The organism is Burkholderia sp. 4M9327F10 (assembly GCF_005503145.1).
In the GTDB taxonomy this organism is placed as follows: domain Bacteria; phylum Pseudomonadota; class Gammaproteobacteria; order Burkholderiales; family Burkholderiaceae; genus Paraburkholderia.
In genome coordinates this window covers 90,429-109,550 of the sequence record NZ_SCNV01000012.1, presented here as the reverse complement: position 1 = coordinate 109,550, position 19,122 = coordinate 90,429, and the positions used below count along the sequence as shown (strand labels likewise).

General features: G+C 66.7%; 18 protein-coding genes. 10 read left to right on the top strand and 8 right to left on the bottom strand.

Going from position 1 to position 19,122, the window contains the following annotated elements:
- Positions 1-112: 112 nt before the first annotated feature.
- The 8 genes from rbsC to FFS45_RS14255 all read right to left on the bottom strand — a co-directional run bounded on the left by rbsC (position 113) and on the right by FFS45_RS14255 (position 7,552).
- Positions 113-1,066, bottom strand: a complete 954-nt coding sequence (gene rbsC, locus FFS45_RS14290) for a ribose ABC transporter permease (protein WP_137955295.1) — start codon at positions 1,064-1,066, stop codon at positions 113-115.
- Between the two features lie 114 nt (positions 1,067-1,180).
- Positions 1,181-2,674, bottom strand: a complete 1,494-nt coding sequence (locus FFS45_RS14285) for a sugar ABC transporter ATP-binding protein (protein ID WP_137955294.1) — start codon at positions 2,672-2,674, stop codon at positions 1,181-1,183.
- 79 nt (positions 2,675-2,753) lie between these two features.
- Complete coding sequence (gene rbsD, locus FFS45_RS14280) at positions 2,754-3,152, bottom strand: D-ribose pyranase (protein ID WP_137955293.1); 399 nt, start codon at positions 3,150-3,152, stop codon at positions 2,754-2,756.
- Entirely contained in the window at positions 3,149-4,039 is an 891-nt protein-coding gene (gene rbsK, locus FFS45_RS14275; RefSeq protein WP_137955292.1) for a ribokinase, read from the bottom strand. Before rbsK ends, rbsD begins: the two co-directional genes overlap by 4 nt.
- Before the next feature lie 202 nt (positions 4,040-4,241).
- Positions 4,242-5,027 (bottom strand): glycosyltransferase family 2 protein, encoded by a 786-nt coding sequence (locus FFS45_RS14270; protein ID WP_137955291.1) that lies wholly within the window; start codon positions 5,025-5,027, stop codon positions 4,242-4,244.
- Between the two features lie 108 nt (positions 5,028-5,135).
- A complete protein-coding gene (locus tag FFS45_RS14265; protein ID WP_137955290.1) occupies positions 5,136-6,473 on the bottom strand; it encodes an NAD(P)/FAD-dependent oxidoreductase in 1,338 nt (445 codons plus the stop codon).
- Positions 6,474-6,503: 30 nt separating this feature from the next.
- Positions 6,504-7,220 (bottom strand): 3-oxoacyl-ACP reductase FabG, encoded by a 717-nt coding sequence (fabG, locus tag FFS45_RS14260; protein WP_137955289.1) that lies wholly within the window; start codon positions 7,218-7,220, stop codon positions 6,504-6,506.
- 71 nt (positions 7,221-7,291) lie between these two features.
- Positions 7,292-7,552 (bottom strand): phosphopantetheine-binding protein, encoded by a 261-nt coding sequence (locus FFS45_RS14255; protein ID WP_137955288.1) that lies wholly within the window; start codon positions 7,550-7,552, stop codon positions 7,292-7,294.
- A gap of 569 nt (positions 7,553-8,121) precedes the next feature.
- On the opposite strand from FFS45_RS14255, the gene FFS45_RS14250 reads away from it, so the two are divergent.
- The 10 genes from FFS45_RS14250 (at position 8,122) to FFS45_RS14205 (ending at position 19,111) form a co-directional block, all read left to right on the top strand.
- On the top strand, positions 8,122-8,775 hold the full coding sequence (locus FFS45_RS14250; protein WP_137955344.1) for a hypothetical protein: 654 nt from the start codon (positions 8,122-8,124) through the stop codon (positions 8,773-8,775).
- Between the two features lie 72 nt (positions 8,776-8,847).
- Positions 8,848-10,695 (top strand): AMP-binding protein, encoded by a 1,848-nt coding sequence (locus FFS45_RS14245; protein ID WP_137955287.1) that lies wholly within the window; start codon positions 8,848-8,850, stop codon positions 10,693-10,695.
- Positions 10,692-11,789, top strand: coding sequence for an acyl-CoA synthetase (locus FFS45_RS14240; RefSeq protein WP_249362779.1), 1,098 nt, complete (start codon positions 10,692-10,694; stop codon positions 11,787-11,789). Before FFS45_RS14245 ends, FFS45_RS14240 begins: the two co-directional genes overlap by 4 nt.
- Position 11,790: 1 nt before the next feature.
- Positions 11,791-12,435, top strand: a complete 645-nt coding sequence (locus FFS45_RS14235; protein ID WP_137955286.1) for a LolA-related protein — start codon at positions 11,791-11,793, stop codon at positions 12,433-12,435.
- Positions 12,435-15,101, top strand: coding sequence for an MMPL family transporter (locus FFS45_RS14230; protein ID WP_137955285.1), 2,667 nt, complete (start codon positions 12,435-12,437; stop codon positions 15,099-15,101). Before FFS45_RS14235 ends, FFS45_RS14230 begins: the two co-directional genes overlap by 1 nt.
- Entirely contained in the window at positions 15,098-16,006 is a 909-nt protein-coding gene (locus FFS45_RS14225) for a polysaccharide deacetylase family protein (protein WP_137955284.1), read from the top strand. Before FFS45_RS14230 ends, FFS45_RS14225 begins: the two co-directional genes overlap by 4 nt.
- Positions 16,007-16,249: 243 nt before the next feature.
- The gene (locus tag FFS45_RS14220) at positions 16,250-17,491 is read left to right on the top strand and encodes a beta-ketoacyl-[acyl-carrier-protein] synthase family protein (RefSeq protein ID WP_137955283.1); all 1,242 of its coding nucleotides are present in this window, start codon (positions 16,250-16,252) and stop codon (positions 17,489-17,491) included.
- Positions 17,488-18,309 (top strand): beta-ketoacyl synthase chain length factor, encoded by an 822-nt coding sequence (locus tag FFS45_RS14215; RefSeq protein WP_137955282.1) that lies wholly within the window; start codon positions 17,488-17,490, stop codon positions 18,307-18,309. Before FFS45_RS14220 ends, FFS45_RS14215 begins: the two co-directional genes overlap by 4 nt.
- Entirely contained in the window at positions 18,306-18,821 is a 516-nt protein-coding gene (locus tag FFS45_RS14210; protein ID WP_137955281.1) for a hotdog family protein, read from the top strand. Before FFS45_RS14215 ends, FFS45_RS14210 begins: the two co-directional genes overlap by 4 nt.
- Complete coding sequence (locus FFS45_RS14205; protein ID WP_137955280.1) at positions 18,818-19,111, top strand: hypothetical protein; 294 nt, start codon at positions 18,818-18,820, stop codon at positions 19,109-19,111. Before FFS45_RS14210 ends, FFS45_RS14205 begins: the two co-directional genes overlap by 4 nt.
- The last annotated feature ends 11 nt before the right edge of the window (positions 19,112-19,122 follow it).

Genomic DNA, 19,122 nt, shown 5'->3' with positions numbered 1-19,122 from the left:
GTCGTACTACACGGCTTGCGCCGCTTCTGCGGTAAAAAAATCCTTGCGGCCGCCTGGTTTCGGGTTCATGGCACGGGGGCGAGATTCGCCGGGGCGGCCGCGTCAATCGTCGTTACTTCTTGTTGCCCCGGTCGATCAGCACGGCGAGCAGGATCACCCCGCCCTTGATCACCTGCTGGTAGAACGACGACACGTCCATCAGGTTCAGGCCGTTGTTCAGCACGCCGATCAGCAACGCGCCCACCAGCGTGCCGAAAATCCAGCCGCGCCCGCCCGTCAGGCTGGTGCCGCCGAGCACCACGGCGGCGATGGCGTCGAGTTCGTAACCGGTGCCGGCGGTCGGCTGGGCGGAGTTCAGGCGCGAGGTCAGCACCACGCCGGCTATCGCCGCCATCACGCCGGAGATCGTGTACACCCACAACTGGACGCGATCCACCTTCACGCCGGAAAGCCTGGCCGACTCGGCGTTGCCGCCGGTCGCATAGACGTGACGGCCGAACACGGTCTTCTTCAGCACGAACCAGAAGACGGCGAACATCACCAGCATCAGCACCACCGGAATCGGCACGAGCCTCGCCACATAGCCGCCGCCCAGCATCGAGAAGAAATCGCTATTGAAGCTGCTGATCGGGCTGCCGTTGGAGACCACCAGCGCGAGGCCGCGCAGCACGGTCATCGAGCCGAGCGTGGCGATAAACGGCGCCACCTTGCCTTTGCTGATGACCAGCCCGTTGAAAAGGCCCATCACGCCGCCGGCGACAAGGCCGGCGAGCGTTGCGAGCGCCGCCGGCGTGCCGCTTTGCATGAGCGTTGCAATGATCACCGACGAGAGCGCCAGCACCGAACCGGCGGACAGGTCGATGCCGCCCAGCAGGATCACGAGCGTCATGCCAAAGGCGATCAGCGCATTGATCGACGCCTGGCGCATCACGTTGAGCAGGTTGTCGAGCGTGAGGAAGCTGGGGCTGATAATGGCAAGCCCCACCGCGATGATCAGAAGCGCGATAAACGGCCCGAGCTTTTGCAGCGTGGCCTTGGTACTGGGTGTCATGGTCAATTGCGCCATTTCGTTTCTCGTTCGGGTCTCGATTGCCGGTTGTCCGGGCCGTCGGCAAGCGGCTTGAACCAATGCGTTGCCGCTTGAGCCTTTTCTGGCGGTTTCAGGCCGCCTCGGGTCGTGTTAAGCCGTAGCCGCCTTGCCGCCGGTGGCGGCCGTCATCAGTACTTCCTGGGTGGCGCCGGCCGCCGCGAAGATGCCGTTCTGCCTGCCCTGATGCATCACCAGAATGCGATCGCTCATCGCCAGCACTTCCGGCAACTCGGAGGACACCATCACGATCGCCACGCCCTGCGAGGCCAACTGATTGATGATGGTGTAGATCTCGGCCTTGCCGCCCACGTCGACGCCGCGGGTCGGCTCGTCGAGCAGCAATACCTTGGGCGGCTCGGCCAGCCATTTGGCAAACACCACCTTCTGCTGGTTGCCGCCGGAAAGCGACTTCACGTCCAGCTCCGCATCGCGGGTGCGAATGCGCAACTGCCTGATCAGATCGGCGACCGCCGCGCGTTCGGCGCTGTCGCTCACCACGCCCAGGCGCGCGTAGCGGTCAAGGTGGACCAGCGTCGCGTTCTCGCGCACCGACATGCCGAGCACAAGGCCCTGGCTCTTGCGGTCTTCGGTGACAAAGCCGATGCCGGCCGCAATCGCGCCGGATGCATCGCGCACCTCGAGCGTGCGGCCGTCGAGCGTTACCGAGCCTGCCGTCCTGCGGTTCAGGCCGAACAGCGTGCGCAGAATTTCGCTGCGGCCCGCGCCCATCAAGCCGGCCACGCCGAGCACTTCGCCGGCGCGCACGTCGAATGAAATGCCGGAAATGTTGCCGTCGTCGGCGAGGCCCGACACAGCGAAGCGCACTTCGCCGGGCGCATGGTTGCGCTTCGGAAAGCGCTCGCCCAGCTCACGCCCCACCATCAGGCGCACCACCTCATCGAAATTCGTCTCTTTCACCGCGCGTTCACCGACAAAGTGGCCGTCGCGCAGCACGCTGACCTTGTCGCAGATGCGGAAGATTTCTTCCATCCGGTGCGAGACGTACACCAGCGCCACGCCGCGCGCCTTGAGCGCCAGCATGATCTCGAACAGCGTCTCGATCTCGCGATGCGTGAGCGCCGCGGTCGGCTCGTCCATCACCAGCACGCGCGCATCCAGCGAGAGCGCCTTGGCGATTTCCACCAGTTGCTGCTGGCCAATCGAGAGCTGCCCCGCTTCCGTCTGCGGATCGATGCTTTGCGCGCCGACCATGTCGAGCCATTTGCGCGACTGCCTGCGCATGGCGGCCGAATCGACCACGCCGAAACGGCTCGGCTCGCGGCCCAGAAAGAGGTTCTCCATCACCGATAGCTGCGCAATCAGGTTCAATTCCTGATGGATGATGGCAATGCCCGCGCGTTCGGCGTCGACGGTGTTGCGGATCTGCACGGCCTTGCCGTCGATCAGGATCTCGCCCGCATCGGCCTGATAAACGCCGCTCAGAATCTTCATGAGCGTCGACTTGCCGGCGCCGTTCTCGCCCATCAGCGCGTGAATTTCCCCCGCGCCGATCCTGAAGTCGACACCTTCGAGTACGCGCACCGGTCCGAACGCCTTGCCGATGCCCCGCATGGTCACTTGCATGACACGCCTCTTTCAGAAAACATCGCACCGCCAGCAGCCCGTGCGGTGCTCAAAAACGCCGTGCTCAAAAACGCGGTGCTCAAAAAATCACGCCCGAATGCAGGATCACATTCGCGTAGGGACTGCACTCGCCGGTGCGAATCACGGCCTTTGCCTGCTGGCAGAGGCGCTTGAACTGCTCATGCGGAACGTCCTCGACAACCACCTCTGCGGCACGCATCTGCGTCAGGCGCTGCGCCACGGCGGCGTTCTGCGTCAGGCTTTCGCTCGCGAACACCGCGCGCTCCACCTTGAAATCGGCCAGCACGCTGTCCAGCACGTCGAAAAAGCCCGGCACGCCGAGCGTGAGCGAGACGTCGATGCATTCCACGCCGTCGGGAACCGGCAGGCCGCAATCGGCAATCACGACGCTGTCGGTATGTCCCATGCCGGCCAGCACGCGGGCGATATCGCGGTTCAGGTGTCCGAGTCTTTTCATGCTTGAATCATCAAAAACTGTTCGAGTTCGGCAAGCGTGGGCATACCGCCCTGCGCACCCGCGCGGGTGACGGACAGTGCGCCTGCCGCATTGGCGCGGCGCATGGCCTGTGCCGCGCCCAGATGCCAGAAGGCGGCGAGCGCGCCGTTGAAGGTGTCGCCGGCGCCGGTGGTGTCCACGGCCTCGACTTCGAAGCCCGCCTCATGAACCAGTTCGCCATCCTCACCACTGGTGTAGGCGCCGTCCTTGCCATGGGTCATCGCAATGCGCCCCGGCATGCGCCGCAACACCTCGGCCCACGGCTCGCCCGCGGTTTGCAGCGCGGTGGCGAGTTCGTGCTCGTTCGGTGTGAGTAAGGTAGTCAGCGCGATCAGCTCGGCAGGCAACGCCACCGCGGGCGCCGGATTCAGGAAGAACGGCTTGCCGAAGCGCTTGGCGAGCCTTGCCGCATGCAGGACGGTGGCGAGCGGCACTTCGAGTTGTGCGAGGATCACGTCGGCGCGAGCGAACGCTTCGTGCGCAAGATCGAGATCCGCAGCGGACAGCTCGTGGTTGGCGCCGGGCACCACCACGATGGCGTTGTCGCCGCCGGTTAGCGTGATCGAAGCAATCCCGGTGGCGGCGCTCGCCGTGGAAACCCAGCGGGTGTCGATGCCCTCGCGCTCCAGGGTCGCTTTCAGTTGCGCACCGAACGCATCCGCGCCGACGCGGCCGATCATCGTCACATCGGCGCCCAGGCGTGCCGCGGCGACCGCCTGGTTGGCGCCCTTGCCGCCCGGCCAGGTGGCGAAATGCGTACCGGACAGCGTTTCGCCCAGACGCGGAAACACCTCGGTCGTGACCACCATGTCCATGTTGATGCTGCCCACCACTACCACGCGCGCCATACCGCTCCTTCGCATTGCCCGGTCCGCGCCGTTGACGCGAAACTGAATTTTTGCCGTGCTAAAACGTAATCAGCTTTGGAGCGGAGTTATACCAGAGCCGTCCGTCGAACGGAAGGCATCCCAGGGTATAACCCGATAAAAGGCAGATGGCTTACATCTGCCTTCATCTGACTTCACCTGCACGTGTGGGCAGGAAGCCGGTTTAGCTGCGCCGGTGTTCCGGCCGCTGTTCGAGGCGCCGCGCGATCAGCACGGGCAGGCGCAGGAGGAAGCCGCAGAAAAGCCGCAGATGCATCCACGACAACAGCAGGTTGTCGCGCAGGTAATTGAAATGCGACACACCGCCCTCGTCGGCGCGGAAATAACGCACGGGGGCTTCGATGTTGATGGGCCGCACACCTTCCCAGCACAAACGCACGGCGGCTTCCGGATCGAAATCGAAGCGCCGCATCCACACGTGGCGGCTCATCACCTTGCGCAACGGCTCGACCGGATACACGCGAAAGCCGTACAGCGAATCGCCGATACCGGCCCACAAGGTCTCGAGGTGGGCGCAGCCGTTGGACAGGCGCCGGCCGTAGACGCGCGCTCTCGGCGCCTTGGCGTCGAACTTCGGCATGCCGAGCACCATTGCGCCCGGTTGTGCCAGCGAGGCGCTCATGAAGCCGGGGATCAGGTTGGCCGGATGCTGGCCATCGGAGTCCATCGTCAGGACGTGCGTGAAACCGAGGCCGGCGGCTTCGTCGAGACCGTGCAGCACCGCCGCGCCCTTGCCCTGGTTGTGCGGCAGCACGATCACGCGCAGGCCGGCATCCTGCTCGGCCAGCGCCTGCAGACGCGCAGCACTGCCATCCGTGCTGCCGTCGACCACCACCCACACGGGGTTCCAGTGTTCGCGCGCGCTGCGCACGGTTTCATAGACTTTTTCACCGGGGTTGTAGCTCGGAATCAGAACCAGGTGAGTCGGCGAGGGGCTCGTTGTGCGCATGAAATACAGCAAATCAAATGAAGGTTTGTTATGGCCGGGCCCGTTGTATGGGCTGTCTTTTCGTCCGTCTTGTCGTCCGCTTTGTCGTTCGTGTTGTCCGCTTATGGCTTAGGGCCCGTCCTGTGGGCCGTCCGTCACCCGCAGATTGCGGCGCCGGCCGCGCCATGCATGCCAGGTGCGCGGCGCATTCAGCAGCACCGACACGTAGTACACGCCCTTGAACAGGCCCAGCGAACGCCAGATCGGCGTGTTCTCGAAGATATCGCCGGCCAGCAGCGACAGCAGCGCCTCTTTCATGCGCAGCACGTTGCGCGGCGCCATGAAAAGCTCGCGCATCGCCGGCGAGGTCATCCGGTAGATAAACCAGGAGAACGCTTTCGGCCCATGCCGCAGACGCCTGTCGAAGCGCGCCAGCGCCGCATCGGCACGGGCCGGGTCGCGCAGGCAGACGTCGATCGCCTCGGCGCCGGCAAACGCGCTTTGCATGGCCAGCATCACGCCGGACGAGAACACCGGATCGATGAACGCAAACGCGTCGCCGAGCAGCAGAAAATTGCGGCCGTGCGTGAGCTCGCCGGTGTACGAGTAGTTGCCGGTGGCGGTCACGTCGTTCAGGCGCTCGGCCTGCCTCAGACGCTCGGCGAGCGGCGCACACAAGGCGATCGTGTCGGCGAAAAACACTTCGAGCGAGCGGCCCTTCGGCCGGCTTTTCAGGTAGTGCGGCCACACCACCGCCCCAACGCTGGTGGTGCCGTCGGCAAGCGGAATGAACCAGAACCAGCCGTGCTCGAACCAGTACACCGTGATGTTGCCTTCGTGCTCGCCGGCGTTGCGCTGCGCGCCGCGAAAGTGTGCGTAGAGCGCGGAGCTGTTGTGCCGGTTGTTGCGGCGCTTGCTCCTGAACTGGTTCGCGAGCAGCGTGTCGCGGCCCGAGGCGTCCACCACGAAGCGCGCGCGGCACTGCTCTTCACGGCCGTCCTCATGCTGCGCGCGGATCACAGCGCCGGAGCCGTCGGGCAGAAACGCCACATCGCGCGCCTGACAGCCTTCCACCACCTCCACGCCATGCGCCGACGCATTGCGCAGCAGCAGATGATCGAGTTCCGAGCGCAGCACCTGGTAGGCGCCGGGCATCGACTTGTCCCACGCCTCGGCGAACAGGAAGCGCTCCATGCGGTTGCCGTGCTGCGGCGAGACGAATTCGGCGCCAAGCTTGACCATGCCGATCGCCCTCACCTGCTCGCCTACGCCCAGGCGCTCGAACAGGCGCAGATTGGCCGGCAGCAGCGATTCGCCGATATGAAAACGCGGATGCCGGGCTTTTTCCAGCAGGCGCACGCGGTAGCCACGCCCGGCGAGCAAGGTGCCGGCGCTCGAACCCGCCGGCCCGCCGCCGATCACGACGACATCCCAGGGCGTTGCGTCAGGTTGGCTTGCATGCGTCATCGTTTTCCTCTGGATGCTGATGTTGCCGCCTCAGGCTAGGCCCCCGTCGATCGACAGCACCTGGCCCGTCACATAAGCCGCTGCGTCGGACACGAGGTAGGCCACCATCGCCGCGACCTCCTCAGGTCGACCCGCGCGCTGCGCCGGCACCAGTTGCCTGATCCGCTCAGGCGGAAAGGCGGCGGCCGCCATGGGCGACTCGATCATGCCGGGCGCCACCGCATTCACCGTAATGCCGCGCGAGGCCAGTTCGAGCGAGAGCGATTTCGTCGCGCCGATCAAGCCGGCCTTGGCCGCTGCATAGTTCACCTGGCCGCGATTTCCCAGCAGGCCCGCTATTGACGCCATGTTGACGATGCGCCCCCAGCGGGTGCGGATCATCGGCAGCAGGAGCGGCTGCGTGACATTGAAAAAGCCGTTCAGCGTGACGTCGATCACGCTGTGCCATTGCCTGTGCGTCATGCCGGGCATGGGCGCGTCGTCGTGAATCCCGGCGTTGTTGACGAGTATCTGCACGGGCGCCTGCGCGAGCAGCGCTTCGAGGGCGAGCCGCGTGGCCTCGGCGTCGGTGACATCGAACGCAATAGCACGGGCCGTGCCGCCAGCCGCGACGATCTGCGCGGCCGTGGCCTCGGCCTGCGCGAGACCGCGGTTCGCGTGCACCCAGACTTCGTGGCCCGCCTGCGCCAGGGCCACGCTGATGGCCTGCCCCAGCGCGCCGCTACCGCCTGTCACAAGCGCTCGCATCGACTCTCCATTACTCTTCGCTTTCAAGCAGTGCCAGGGACGCGCGGCGCGGCATTTCCAGAGGCCGCCCGTCAGCGGATCCGATGCGCCGCCACGTATGCAGCCAGCGCGCCGAGCGTGGCGAAAATCTTCTGGTTGTCCGGATTGTCCGAACGCAGTTCGAAGCCGTACTTCTTCGAAATCAGCAGTGCGATTTCGAGGATATCGATCGAGTCGAGTCCCAGGCCTTCGCCGTATAGCTGGGTATCGGCAGTCACCGCATCGAGCTGCACGTCTTCGAGATTCAGTTCGCCGATAATGAGCGCGGCGAGTTCTTGTTCCAGTTTATTCATTGCGTTGTATGCCGGGATCGATGCCAATGGAAGGGGTGCCCACAGGCCGTGATGCAAACCCTGTGCCGCCTCCTGGACGGCGCCCGGGAGCAGCGGGCCCTGGTTACCCCGTCGGACCGCCACGCTGCCCGCCATATATATGAGATTGTAAGTCTGGGGCGATTCTAGAGGAGCCGTAGAGGCTCGTATAGCGCGAAAGGGTTACACGACGTTTTCTGCCGGCGCCGCCTTCCCGTAAGGGTCTGAAAGGCGAAAGCCCGTCTGCGCCTGGCCCTGGACAGTACGCTAGAATTGCGCCCGCCGCGTGCGATGCGCGCGATCACACAAACAGTTACAAAACCGCCAGCGAACCCGGGACGCTCAGGCCGGTCTTTAATCAGGTTCCGGGTAGGAACGAAAAATGCGTGGCAAGCGGTATCGTCGCAGACGGCCGTCGTGTCATTCATGTGATGAAAGAACCGGCGGTGGACGGTCAGAGTTCAGACGTCCGCACCGGCTTTTAAAGATCCCCATCCATGCAGCGTATTGACCTTATTCCCGATGGACAGACGCGCCCGCCGAAGACGCGCATGTCGCCAGGCCGCCCGTTGCGCGGCGCCGGCACCGTGGGTGTCGTCGTGGCCTGCGAGGTCGGCACGCACTACGCGGCCAGCACGCCAGGCGCGCGAGGCTTCGGCCTCATCGTAGTGGTCGCGCCGCTGCTGTTGATCGCGCTTGCCGCTGCCGCCCGCGCGCCGCAGCGCAGATGGCTGCTGCCGCTGTGGGCCTGCCTCTGTGCCGCGCTGTGGCTGGCGCGCGAACCGCTCATGCGTCACTTCGAATGGAGCGCCTATCTCGAACATCTGGGCTTCACGCTGCTGATGGCGTCGGTATTCGGCCGTACCCTCGCGGCGGGCCGCCAGCCGCTGTGCAGCCGCTTCGCCGCTATGGTCCACGGCACGCTCACGCCGGCCGTCGCGCACTACACGCGCCAGATTACCGTAGCGTGGACGGCATTCTTCCTGTTTGTCGCAGGCATCTCGACACTGCTGTTCGTCACGGCGCCGCTGGTTGCGTGGTCCACCTTCGCCAACTACATGACGCTGCCGCTGGTTGCCGTCATGTTCGTCGGCGAACATGCCTGGCGGCGCGTCGCCCTGCCCGACGTCAAACGCTCCAGCCTGCTCGCCGCCGCCCGCGCCTACCGGCATACCATGCAAGGCGGCGCCGAACGCGCACAATGAAGGCGGGCTCAATGCCCGCGCGGCAGCGCAGCGCTGCCGCGCAGAACCACGATCACTGTTTTGACTGACGTTATGCCGAGCTTTCCTCTGCTGTTCCACTCGTCGTCCACCGGGACGATTGCCTGGCGCGACGGCACGCCGGTCTCGGTGCGCGAGTTTCTCGGTGACGTGACGCGCCTTGCCGGGATGCTGCCGGCCGGTGGCCATGTCTTCAACATGTGCACCGATCGCTACCGGTTTGCCGTCGGCCTGTGCGCGACGCTCGTGGCCGGCAAGATCAGCCTGCTGCCCTCGGCGCACACGCCCGAGGCGGTGCGGCAACTGGCGGCGTTCGCGCCGGACACCTTCTGCCTGCACGACAGCGCGCACTGCAGCGTGGCGTTGCCGCGTTTTCGCTTTCCTTCGGAGTCCGGTGTGGATGCGGCGCATGGCGGTGCCGGGGCGAGCGTCGGCCCGGGCGCTGAAGATCGGCGCGCCGAAGTTGCCGTGCCGCAGATCGACGCCGAGCAGGTGATGGCATACCTGTTCACCTCCGGGTCGACTGGCGTGCCGGTGCCGCACGGCAAGAAGTGGGGCTATCTGGTGCGCTGCCTGCGCACGTCAGCCGCGCGTCTCGGCCTGCCCGAGATGGGCGCATGCACGCTGGTCGGCACGGTGCCGCCGCAGCATATGTACGGCTTCGAAACCACCGTGCTGCTGGCGTTGATCGGCGGTGTCGCGTTCAGCAACCGGCAACCGTTCTATCCGGGCGATGTCGCCGCCGAACTCGCCGCGCTCCCTCAACCGCGCGTGCTGGTCACCTCACCGGTCCATCTGCGCGCGCTGATGATGTCGAGCCAGGCGTTGCCGCCCGTCGCGCTGATGCTGTCCGCGACCGCACCGCTTGCCCAGGATCTGGCGCGCACCGCCGAGGCGCGGCTCGGTGCGCCCTTGCTGGAAATCTATGGCAGTACTGAAAGCGGCCAGATCGCCACGCGCCGCACGGCGCTGCGCGACGCCTGGCAGCTCTACCCTGAACTGCGGCTGGAGACGCGGCATGACGATGGTGCTGAAAGCGGCAGCGCGGATGATGCGACCGTCTGGGTATCCGGCGGCCATGTCGAGACGCCGGTGCCGCTGGGCGATACACTGGAACTCCTCGACGATGGCCAGTTCCTGTTGCATGGCCGCAAGGGCGATCTCATCAATATCGCGGGCAAGCGCACCTCGCTCGGCTATCTGAATCATCAGTTGAACGAGATAACCGGTGTGGTGGACGGCGTGTTCTTTATGCCCGACGCCGCTCCCGCGGCAGGTCCTGCGTCGTCCGTGCCTGCGGTCGGCTCCAGTGCTGTCTGCGGCGCCGCGGCAAGCGCTGTGGGCCGCGGCGAACCGGTCACGCGTCTGCTTGCTCTCGTCGTTGCGCCCGATCTCACACCCGCCGATCTGCAGCGCGCCTTGCGCGAGCGCATCGACGCGGCGTTCATGCCACGCCCGCTGATCTTCGTCGCCTCGCTGCCGCGCAATGCGACCGGCAAACTGCCGCGCGACGTGCTGACGGCACTGGTGGCACAACATACGCGCCAGCCACGCGGCGCGGCGGCGAACGCAGCCACACTCGGCTTCACGATCGCCGCCGATCACGCTTCCATCGCGGGCCACTTCCCCGGCCAGCCTGTCGTGCCGGGTGTCGTGCTGCTCGATCATGCCATCAGCGCGATCGGTCGCGCGCTAGGCCGCCCGCTCGACGCCTGGCGCCTGAATTCAGCCAAATTCCTGAGCCCGGCCGCACCCGGCACGCCGCTCGATCTCGCGTTCGAAACCAGCGCCAGCGGCACGATCCGTTTCACGATCCGCGCCGGCTCGCGCACGGTAGCGAGCGGCGTGCTGGCGGCGCCCGCAGCCGTCGAAACAGCGCCTGAAGAAGCGGTGACGTCATGAAACGCCCCGCCTGGACCCAACGCAAGGAGCGCAGCAACCGGTCGCTGATGCGCGCGATGAGCTGGCTCTCGCTGCGCCTCGGCCGGCGCCTGAGCCGCATTGTGCTAAAACCGGCAGCGGTCTATTTTCTGCTGTTTTCACCGGCGGCATGCAAGGCGTCGCGCGACTACCTTGCGCGCGCCCTTGGCCGGCCGGCCGGCTGGCTCGACGTCTTGCGCCATCTGACAGTGTTCGGCTCGACGATCCACGACCGCATCTATCTGCTGAACGACCGCTTCGATCTGTTCGATCTGCGTGTGCACGGCCAACCCGTGATGGCGGACACGCTGGCCGAAGGACGCGGCGCGTTCCTGATCGGCGCGCATCTGGGCAGCTTCGAAGTGATCCGTGCAATCGGCCGCACGCAACCGGACCTGCGGGTCGCGATAACGATGTACGAGGAAAACGCGCGCCGCATCAGTGAAATTCTCGCCTCCATCAATCCGGCGGCGAAGCCGGATGTGATCGCGCTCGGCCAGGTGGATTCGATGCTGAAAGTGCGCGAGCATCTCGACGCCGGCAGCCTGATCGGCATCCTCGCCGACCGCACCCTGCTCGGCGACGCGCGCGACTCGATGCGCTGGCTCGAGTTCCTCGGCACACCGGCGGCGTTTCCGCTCGGGCCGCTGCATATGGCCGCCATGTTGCGGCGCCCGGTGATCTTTATGACCGGGCTCTACCGTGGCGGCAACCGCTACGATATTCACTTCGAAAAGCTGGCCGATTTCTCGCAGCTCGAACGCGGCGAACGCAGCGCCGAGGTACAGGCCGCGCTCGCCCGCTATGTCGCGCTGCTCGAAAAATATTGCTGCGCGGCGCCGTATAACTGGTTCAACTACTTCGACTTCTGGCACGCTGAACCGGCTGCTCCACATGCGGATCAAACGGCCAATGCAAAGACCGGTCAGCAGGGCAATGAGAGCGCCGCTGAATCCGCCACCGGAAGCGCCGCGAAACCCACCTCCGGATTTGCCACGAGCGTGGCGGCCGAATCGACTGCGGCACCGCTCGCGCACAACACCAATCTGACGACTACCCGGAGCAGGAACGCCTGACATGACCGCAACTCGCCCCGTGTTCCGTGTTGCGCTGCATCGCCGGGTGCGGGCGCTGGCCTGCGCGGCTGCATTCTCCGCGTGGGCGGCAACGGCCCTCCTCACCTGCGCCCACGCAGCCAGTCCCGACACTTCAGGCTGGACACTCGAGCGACTGATGTCCACGCTCGGCCAGAAAAAATCCGGCCATGCGAGCTTTGTCGAAACCAAGTACCTCTCGATTGCCACCGAGCCTGTAAAGTCCTCAGGGGAACTGATGTTCACCGCGCCGGACCATCTGGAAAAGCGCACGGAATCACCCACGCCGGAAGACCTCATGGTCGACGGCGACAAGCTGACGATCGCGCGCAACGGCCACCGCTACACGCTCGCGCTGACGCAGTATCCGGACCTGTCGGCCTTTATCGACAGCATTCGCGCGACGCTCGCCGGCAATCGCTTTGCGCTCGAACAGGTCTATAAGGTGGCCGTCACAGGCGCGGGCGACGACTGGACGCTCACGCTCACGCCGCTCGATACGCGCATGCTGAAAAAGATCAGCACGATCACGCTGACCGGTACGCGCGACCAGTTGAATACGGTCGCCATCCAGCAGGCCGACGGCGACCATTCGCTGATGCGTCTGCAAAACGACGCCGCCAACTGATGCGCGAACCGCTCTCCACCGCCACGCCCGCGCAGGGCCTCGGCCATGCGCTGCGGCAACGCGCGGTGCTGCTGTGGTTGCTGTTCCTGCTTGCCTGTGCGGTCGTGATCAGCCGCACCACGTTTACCGCCGACCTGTCCGCCTTCCTGCCGCGCTCGCCAAGCGCCGGGCAACGCGTGCTGGTCGACCAGTTGCGCGACGGCCTGGTATCGCGGCTGATTCTGGTGGGCATAGAGGGCGGCGATTCTGCGGCACCCGTTGCCCCATCTGCCGGAACACCCGTCACCCCTTCTGTTGCCTCATCCGCGGCCGCCCGGGCGGCCATATCGCGCCGCATGGCGGCCGCCTTGCGAGGCGATGCGCAGTTCGCTTCGGTCAACAACGGCGAGCCGGTGAGCGAAGCGCGCGATCAGCGCTTTATCTTCGAGCACCGCTATCAGCTCAGCCCGGCGGTCACGCCGCAGCGCTTCTCCGCTGACGGACTGCATCAGGCGCTCGGCGACAGTCTGGATCTGCTTGCCTCGTCGGCGGGCATGTTCACCAAGGACCTGCTGCCGCACGATCCAACCGGCGAAGTCGCCACGCTCGTCAGCCGGCTCGACAGCGGCGCGCAACCGGCTTCGCAGGACGGCGTCTGGGCTTCGCGCGACGGCCGGCGCGCGGTGCTGGTCGTGCAGACCGCGGGCGCCGGTTCCGACACCGATGCGCAGGCTCGCGCGATCGCCGCGGTCAAGCGCGCCTTCGACGCCGCCACCGGCGGCATACCGGATCCCGCCTCATACCGTCTGCTGATGACCGGACCCGGCGTGTTCTCCGTCGAGACCCGCGACAACATCAAGCACGACGTGGCGCGCCTGTCAGCTGTCAGCCTCGTGCTGATCGTCGCGCTGCTGCTGGTCGTGTACCGCTCGCCGCTCGCGCTCCTGCTCGGCTTGCTGCCGGTGCTGTCGGGGGTTGCGGCAGGGCTCGCCGCGGTCAGTCTTGCGTTCGGCACGGTACATGGCCTGACGCTCGGCTTCGGCACGACGCTGATCGGCGAAGCGGTGGACTACTCGATCTATCTGTTCGTGCAATCCTCGCGGGTGCAGGCGCGCGGCGCTAATGTAGCGACGGCCGCGATGGCAACGGCAGCAAACCCGGCAGCGGGCAGCGATCCGGCGCTGCGCGAGTGGATTGCCACCTACTGGCCCACTATCCGCCTGGGCGTGCTGACCTCGGTGTGCGGCTTCGCCTCGATGCTGTTCTCCGGTTTTCCCGGCCTTGTCCAACTGGGGCTGTATTCGATTGCCGGTCTGACGAGTGCCGCGCTCGTCACGCGCTTTGTCTTGCCGCATCTGCGCGGCTCACGCTTTGCGATCCGCAATGTCGTGCCGCTCGGCGCCGCCCTTGCGCGCTTCACGGCCGCGGCGCCGCGCTTGCGCTGGCCGCTGGTTGTGTTGCTGGCGGCGTCGGTGGCGGCGCTCGCCTTGCATCGCCAGCAGATCTGGAGTCACGAACTCTCTGCGCTTAGCCCGGTGTCGCAGCAAAGCCAGGCGCTCGACGAAAGCCTGCGTGACGATGTCGGCGCGCCCGATGTGCGCTACCTGGTGGTGATCTCAGGGGCGAGCGAGGAAGCGGTGCTGGAAGGCGCCGAGCAGGTCGCCGTGCAACTGCAGCCGCTGGTGGACCAGGGCGTGCTGGCCGGCTACGAGAGCCCGGCGCTGTATCTGCCGAGCGTCGCCGCACAGCGCGCGCGCCTCGCCAGCCTGCCGCCCGCCGACGAGCTGACGGCCAGAATGCGCGCGGCCGTCGCCAACCAGGCGATCAGCGTGAAACCCGAAACGTTCGCACCGTTCATCGCCGAGGTTCAGGCCGCGCGCCAGCAGCCGCTGCTGACGCGGGCGGATCTGCAAGGCACGTCGATGGCGCTGGCCGTCGATGCGCTGCTGACCGAGCGCGATGGCCGCTGGAGCGCGATGCTGTCGCTGCGCGCGCCGGCTCAGGCGGCCGCCGTTGCAAGTTCAGGTAGCCTAGGCGGTCCAGGAAAAGCCGTCACCGGCGGCGCCGGCGACGACACACCGAGCCTCGATGCCGCGACAATCCGCGCCGCCGTGGCGCAGGCGCACGTACCCGACGCGCTGTTCGTCGACATGAAGGCCGAGGCCGACCGGCTCTACATCAACTATGTGCGCGAAGACATTCATCTCTCGCTTGCCGGGCTCGCCGCGATTGTCGTGTTGCTGCTGATTGCGCTGCGCTCGCCGCAGGCCGTCGCGCGCACCCTCGCCCCGCTGCTTGCCGCCGTGCTGGTGGTCAGCGCGGGTCTCACGCTGGCGGGTGAACAACTGACCATCCTGCACCTGATCGGCATGCTGCTGATCGTCGCGGTGGGGTCCAACTACGCGCTCTTTTTCAACCAGGCGCGCCACGCGGCAAACGGTGTAGCCGCCATCGCGCCGCAAACCCTGGTTTCGCTCTTGATCGCCAATCTCGCCACCGTGGCCGGCTTCGGCCTGCTGGCGCTCGCCCGTGTGCCGCTTCTCAAGGCATTCGGCCTGACGGTGGGGCCCGGTGCGATTCTGGCGCTGCTGTTCTCCGCGATTCTCGCCCCTGCTATTGCCACGCACGCGGCACAACGTTCCAGCGCGGCCGTGCCCGACGAGCCACGCGGTGGAGAGCGCGTATGAACTCCACGAAGCCCGGCCCGCAAACGCAGGCACAACATGCGCAGCAAGCGCCGCAGGGTTTCAGCGCTCGCGCTACGCCAGCAACTCCCGGCGCACCGCGGCGCTGGAAACCGTCCCCGTTCATCACCGGCTCGGCGGCGCTGCATGCCGGCGCCGCGGCGGCCGTCGTGTTGCAGCCGGCGCTGTGGCCGTGGGCGCTGGGCAGTGTCGTCACCTCGCACCTGGCGTTGACCGCGGCCGGACTCTGGCCGCGCAGCACCCTGCTCGGTCTGAACTGGACAAGCCTGCCGGCAAGCGCGCAGCGGCAGATTGCGCTGACCATCGACGACGGGCCGAACCCCGAAGTGACGCCGCGCGTGCTCGACCTGCTCGATCGCTACGATGCACGCGCAACCTTCTTCTGCATCGGCGAGGTGGCGCGCCGCCATCCGCAGATTGTGGAAGCGATCGTTGCACGCGGGCATGCCGTCGAAAATCACAGTCAACGGCACCGGCACAATTTTTCGCTGCTCGGACCGCGCGCGCTCGAACGGGAGATTGCAGCAGCGCAACAGACGCTCACGGAGCTCAGCGGGTCGCGGCCATGGTTCTTTCGTGCCCCCGCCGGCCTGCGCAATCCGTTTCTCGAACCGGTGCTGTGCCGGCTCGGGCTGCATCTGGCAAGCTGGACCCGGCGCGGTTACGACACCCGCACGCGCGATGCCGCCGTGGTGACGGAGCGCCTGCTGCACGGACTGGCGCCACGCGACATTCTGCTCGTACATGACGGCCATCCGGCGCGCGACGCACGCAATCAGCCGGTCGTCCTCGACGTGCTGCCTGCGGTGCTCGCTGCAGCCGCCGCCGCGCAGTTGCGCTGCACCACATTGCGCGCGGCGATTGCCCCGGGGTCCGAGGATGCGTGAGAAATTCCGCGAGCGCGCGCCCTGCGCGTCTGCTTATCTGCCGCATGCCATGCCGCCCGGCGCGCTTCTGACGCAGCGCAGCAGCCTGGCGCGTGCACGCCGTTTGCTACCATTGTTTATCAGGCTTGGTTTGTCAGGCTCGGGCGTCCCTTGCCGGAGTACATCTTGCGCCATGTCGGCGGCAATGGAAGCTCCCCGCCGGCCGGCGCCGCCGCATCGAACCCGTAACAGGACCGTACTGTCGTGAAACCTCTCCTGCTCTCGCACTTCACCGCCACGAGTTGCATCGGCCGCGGACTCGACGCCACGCTCGACGCGCTGCGCGCCGGGCGCGGCGGCCTCGCGCCATGCCGCTTCGAACGCGCGAGTCTGGAGACGTGGATCGGCGAGGTCGAGGGCGTCGATGCCGAACCCGTGCGCGCCGGCCTGAGCGAGTTCGACTGCCGCAACAACCGGCTCGCGCAACTGGGCCTGACGCAGGACGGTTTTGCGCAAGCCGTCGCAGCGGCGGCGCAGCGCTATGGCGCACGACGGGTCGGCGTGTTTATCGGCACCAGTACCGCGGGCATTCTGGAAACCGAACGGGCCTACCAGCAACGCGATCCGCAGACCGGCGCCCTGCCCGCCAGTTTTCGCTATGCCGAGACTCACACCCCCTATTCGGCGGCGGCTTTCGTACGCGCTTATTGCGGGCTGCAAGGACCCGCCATGGTGGTGTCGTCGGCCTGTTCGTCCGGCGCCAAGGTGTTCGGTTCGGCGCGGCGCATGCTGACCGCCGGGCTGATCGATGCCGCGGTAGTGGGTGGCGTCGATTCGCTGTGTCTCACGACGCTTTACGGTTTCAACTCGCTCGAATTGCTATCCCCGAGTTCCTGCCGGCCGTTCGACGTCAATCGCAGCGGAATTTCGATCGGTGAGGCGGCCGCTTTCGCGCTGCTCGAACGCCCGCAGGAAACGCACGGCACGCTGGCCGGCGCACCACTCGACGATGGCGCAATCCTGCTTGCGGGCATTGGCGAATCGAGCGACGCGTATCACATGTCCTCGCCGCATCCCGACGGCCTGGGGGCGCGTCTCGCGATGGAACAGGCGCTTGCGAGCAGCGGACTCGGTGCGCGCGAGATCGACTACATCAACCTGCATGGCACCGCCACGCCGAGCAACGACGCAGCGGAGAGCCGCGCGGTCACGGCCCTCTTCGACGGCACGCCGTGCAGTTCGACCAAGGGGGCGACCGGCCACACGCTCGGCGCAGCCGGAGCGCTCGAAGCGGTGATCGCCGCGCTCGCCTTGCGCGAGCAATGGCTGCCCGCCGGCATCAACACCACCGAGGCCGACTCCGCGCTTGGGATCAACTATCTGCTGACAGGCCGGCCGGCTGCGCTGCGCACGGCGCTCAGCAATTCGTTCGGCTTCGGCGGCACGAATTGCAGCCTGCTGTTGGCACGCGCCGACGCAGCGCGTAACGCAGGGGCCGCCGCATGATCGCGCTGACTGCCTTTATCGAAAGCGTCGGGTTGCTTGGACCTGGCCTGAACAACTGGCCCGAAGGCGCAGACGTGCTCGCGGGCCGCAGCGCCTATGTGCCGGCGCGCACCGCCATCCCGGCGCCCGCCAGCCTGCCCTCCGCCGAGCGCCGCCGCACCGGCGCGGGCGTCAAGCTGGCGCTCGCCGTCGGCCTGGAAGCCGCGACGGCAAGCGGCCGCGACGCGGCGTCGCTGGCGACGGTGTTTGCCGCCTCGGGCGGCGACGGCCAGAACTGTCACGTGATCTGCGAGACGCTCGCAAGCGACGACCGGGCGCTCTCGCCGACGCGCTTTCACAACTCCGTGCACAATGCCCCGGCCGGCTACTGGAGCATCGCCACGCGGGCGATGGCGCCGTCGAACGTGTTGTCCGCGTATGACGGCAGCTTTGCCGCGGGTCTGCTGGAAAGCGTCTGCCAGGTGGCGGTCGACGGCGTGCCCACGCTGCTGATCGCCTTCGATACCGACTACCCGGCGCCGATGCGCGAAGTGCGGCCGATTCCCGATGCCTTCGGCGTGGCGCTGGTGCTCGCGCCGGCGGCCGGTGCAAACACGCTGGCGCGCATCGACGTGCAACTCACCGATGCGCCCGCAACGGTGCTCGCCGCTGCCGGGCTCGAAGCGCTGCGCCTGGGCAATCCCGCGGCGCGGGCGCTGCCGTTGCTCGCGGCGCTCGCGGGCGAGCAACGGCCAGGCGTGGTGCTCGATTACCTGCAGGACACGCAGTTGCAAGTCGACATCACGCTGTCGAAGCGTTCCGGCGAGGGCATGCCATGAACCTGGGTTTTCCGCTGACCCCGCCGCTCGACCATGCGTGGATTGCCGCGCATATCCCGCATAGCGGCTCGATGTGCCTGCTCGACGAGGTCGCCGAGTGGGACGCCGAGCGCATTCGCTGTACCGCGACGAGCCATCTCGACGCGCACAATCCGCTACGCGCGAACGGACGGCTTGCCGCCATCTGCGGCGTCGAATACGCGGCCCAGGCAATGGCGGTGCATGGCGCGCTGCTGGACGCCGGAGACGAGCGTCCGCGCGCCGGGTTTCTTGCCAGCGTGCGCGATGTCGAGGCACAGGTTGCGCGGCTGGATACGCTCGAGGGGCCGTTGAGCATCGAAGCCGAACGCCTGAGCGGCAATGGCAATAATATTCTGTACCGCTTCACATTGAGCTGCGGCGCGCGCGTGCTGCTGACCGGCCGCGCCGCCGTCATGCTCGATGCCGGCGGCGTCACCCTAACAGCCGGGCTCGCGTTGAGCACCGGCGCCACTTCAGGACCCGAGTTATGACGAAGTTCAGGCTGCTGTCCACTGCGCTTGCCGCACTCACGTTCACGACGCTCGCGCCGCTGGCGCATGCGGACCTCTCCGAAGGCGCGCATCAGTTCAAGAGCGACGTGAAGACCGCCGGCAAGGAAACCGGGCACGCGATTGCCAATGGAGCACGTGCGGTTGGGCATGGGGCGAAGCGCGCCGGTCACGCGGTGGCGCACGGCGCGAAATCCGCCGGCCATGCCATTGCGCACACCACCAGCAACGGGTACCACGCCACCAAGCAGTGGGTGAAGGACAAGACGTAACACGCCTGGCG

What these genes read in the sequence shown, in the direction of transcription:
- fabG (WP_137955289.1), bottom strand. Translation starts at nt 7,220, where the DNA reads ATGCGAGCGCTTGTGACAGGCGGTAGCGGCGCGCTGGGGCAGGCCATC.
- FFS45_RS14265 (WP_137955290.1), bottom strand. Translation starts at nt 6,473, where the DNA reads ATGACGCATGCAAGCCAACCTGACGCAACGCCCTGGGATGTCGTCGTG.
- FFS45_RS14240 (WP_249362779.1), top strand. Translation starts at nt 10,692, where the DNA reads ATGAAACGCCCCGCCTGGACCCAACGCAAGGAGCGCAGCAACCGGTCG.
- FFS45_RS14250 (WP_137955344.1), top strand. Translation starts at nt 8,122, where the DNA reads ATGTCGCCAGGCCGCCCGTTGCGCGGCGCCGGCACCGTGGGTGTCGTC.
- FFS45_RS14255 (WP_137955288.1), bottom strand. Translation starts at nt 7,552, where the DNA reads ATGAATAAACTGGAACAAGAACTCGCCGCGCTCATTATCGGCGAACTG.
- rbsC (WP_137955295.1), bottom strand. Translation starts at nt 1,066, where the DNA reads ATGGCGCAATTGACCATGACACCCAGTACCAAGGCCACGCTGCAAAAG.
- FFS45_RS14205 (WP_137955280.1), top strand. Translation starts at nt 18,818, where the DNA reads ATGACGAAGTTCAGGCTGCTGTCCACTGCGCTTGCCGCACTCACGTTC.
- FFS45_RS14245 (WP_137955287.1), top strand. Translation starts at nt 8,848, where the DNA reads ATGCCGAGCTTTCCTCTGCTGTTCCACTCGTCGTCCACCGGGACGATT.
- FFS45_RS14270 (WP_137955291.1), bottom strand. Translation starts at nt 5,027, where the DNA reads ATGCGCACAACGAGCCCCTCGCCGACTCACCTGGTTCTGATTCCGAGC.
- FFS45_RS14235 (WP_137955286.1), top strand. Translation starts at nt 11,791, where the DNA reads ATGACCGCAACTCGCCCCGTGTTCCGTGTTGCGCTGCATCGCCGGGTG.
- rbsD (WP_137955293.1), bottom strand. Translation starts at nt 3,152, where the DNA reads ATGAAAAGACTCGGACACCTGAACCGCGATATCGCCCGCGTGCTGGCC.
- rbsK (WP_137955292.1), bottom strand. Translation starts at nt 4,039, where the DNA reads ATGGCGCGCGTGGTAGTGGTGGGCAGCATCAACATGGACATGGTGGTC.
- FFS45_RS14215 (WP_137955282.1), top strand. Translation starts at nt 17,488, where the DNA reads ATGATCGCGCTGACTGCCTTTATCGAAAGCGTCGGGTTGCTTGGACCT.
- FFS45_RS14210 (WP_137955281.1), top strand. Translation starts at nt 18,306, where the DNA reads ATGAACCTGGGTTTTCCGCTGACCCCGCCGCTCGACCATGCGTGGATT.
- FFS45_RS14285 (WP_137955294.1), bottom strand. Translation starts at nt 2,674, where the DNA reads ATGCAAGTGACCATGCGGGGCATCGGCAAGGCGTTCGGACCGGTGCGC.
- FFS45_RS14230 (WP_137955285.1), top strand. Translation starts at nt 12,435, where the DNA reads ATGCGCGAACCGCTCTCCACCGCCACGCCCGCGCAGGGCCTCGGCCAT.
- FFS45_RS14225 (WP_137955284.1), top strand. Translation starts at nt 15,098, where the DNA reads ATGAACTCCACGAAGCCCGGCCCGCAAACGCAGGCACAACATGCGCAG.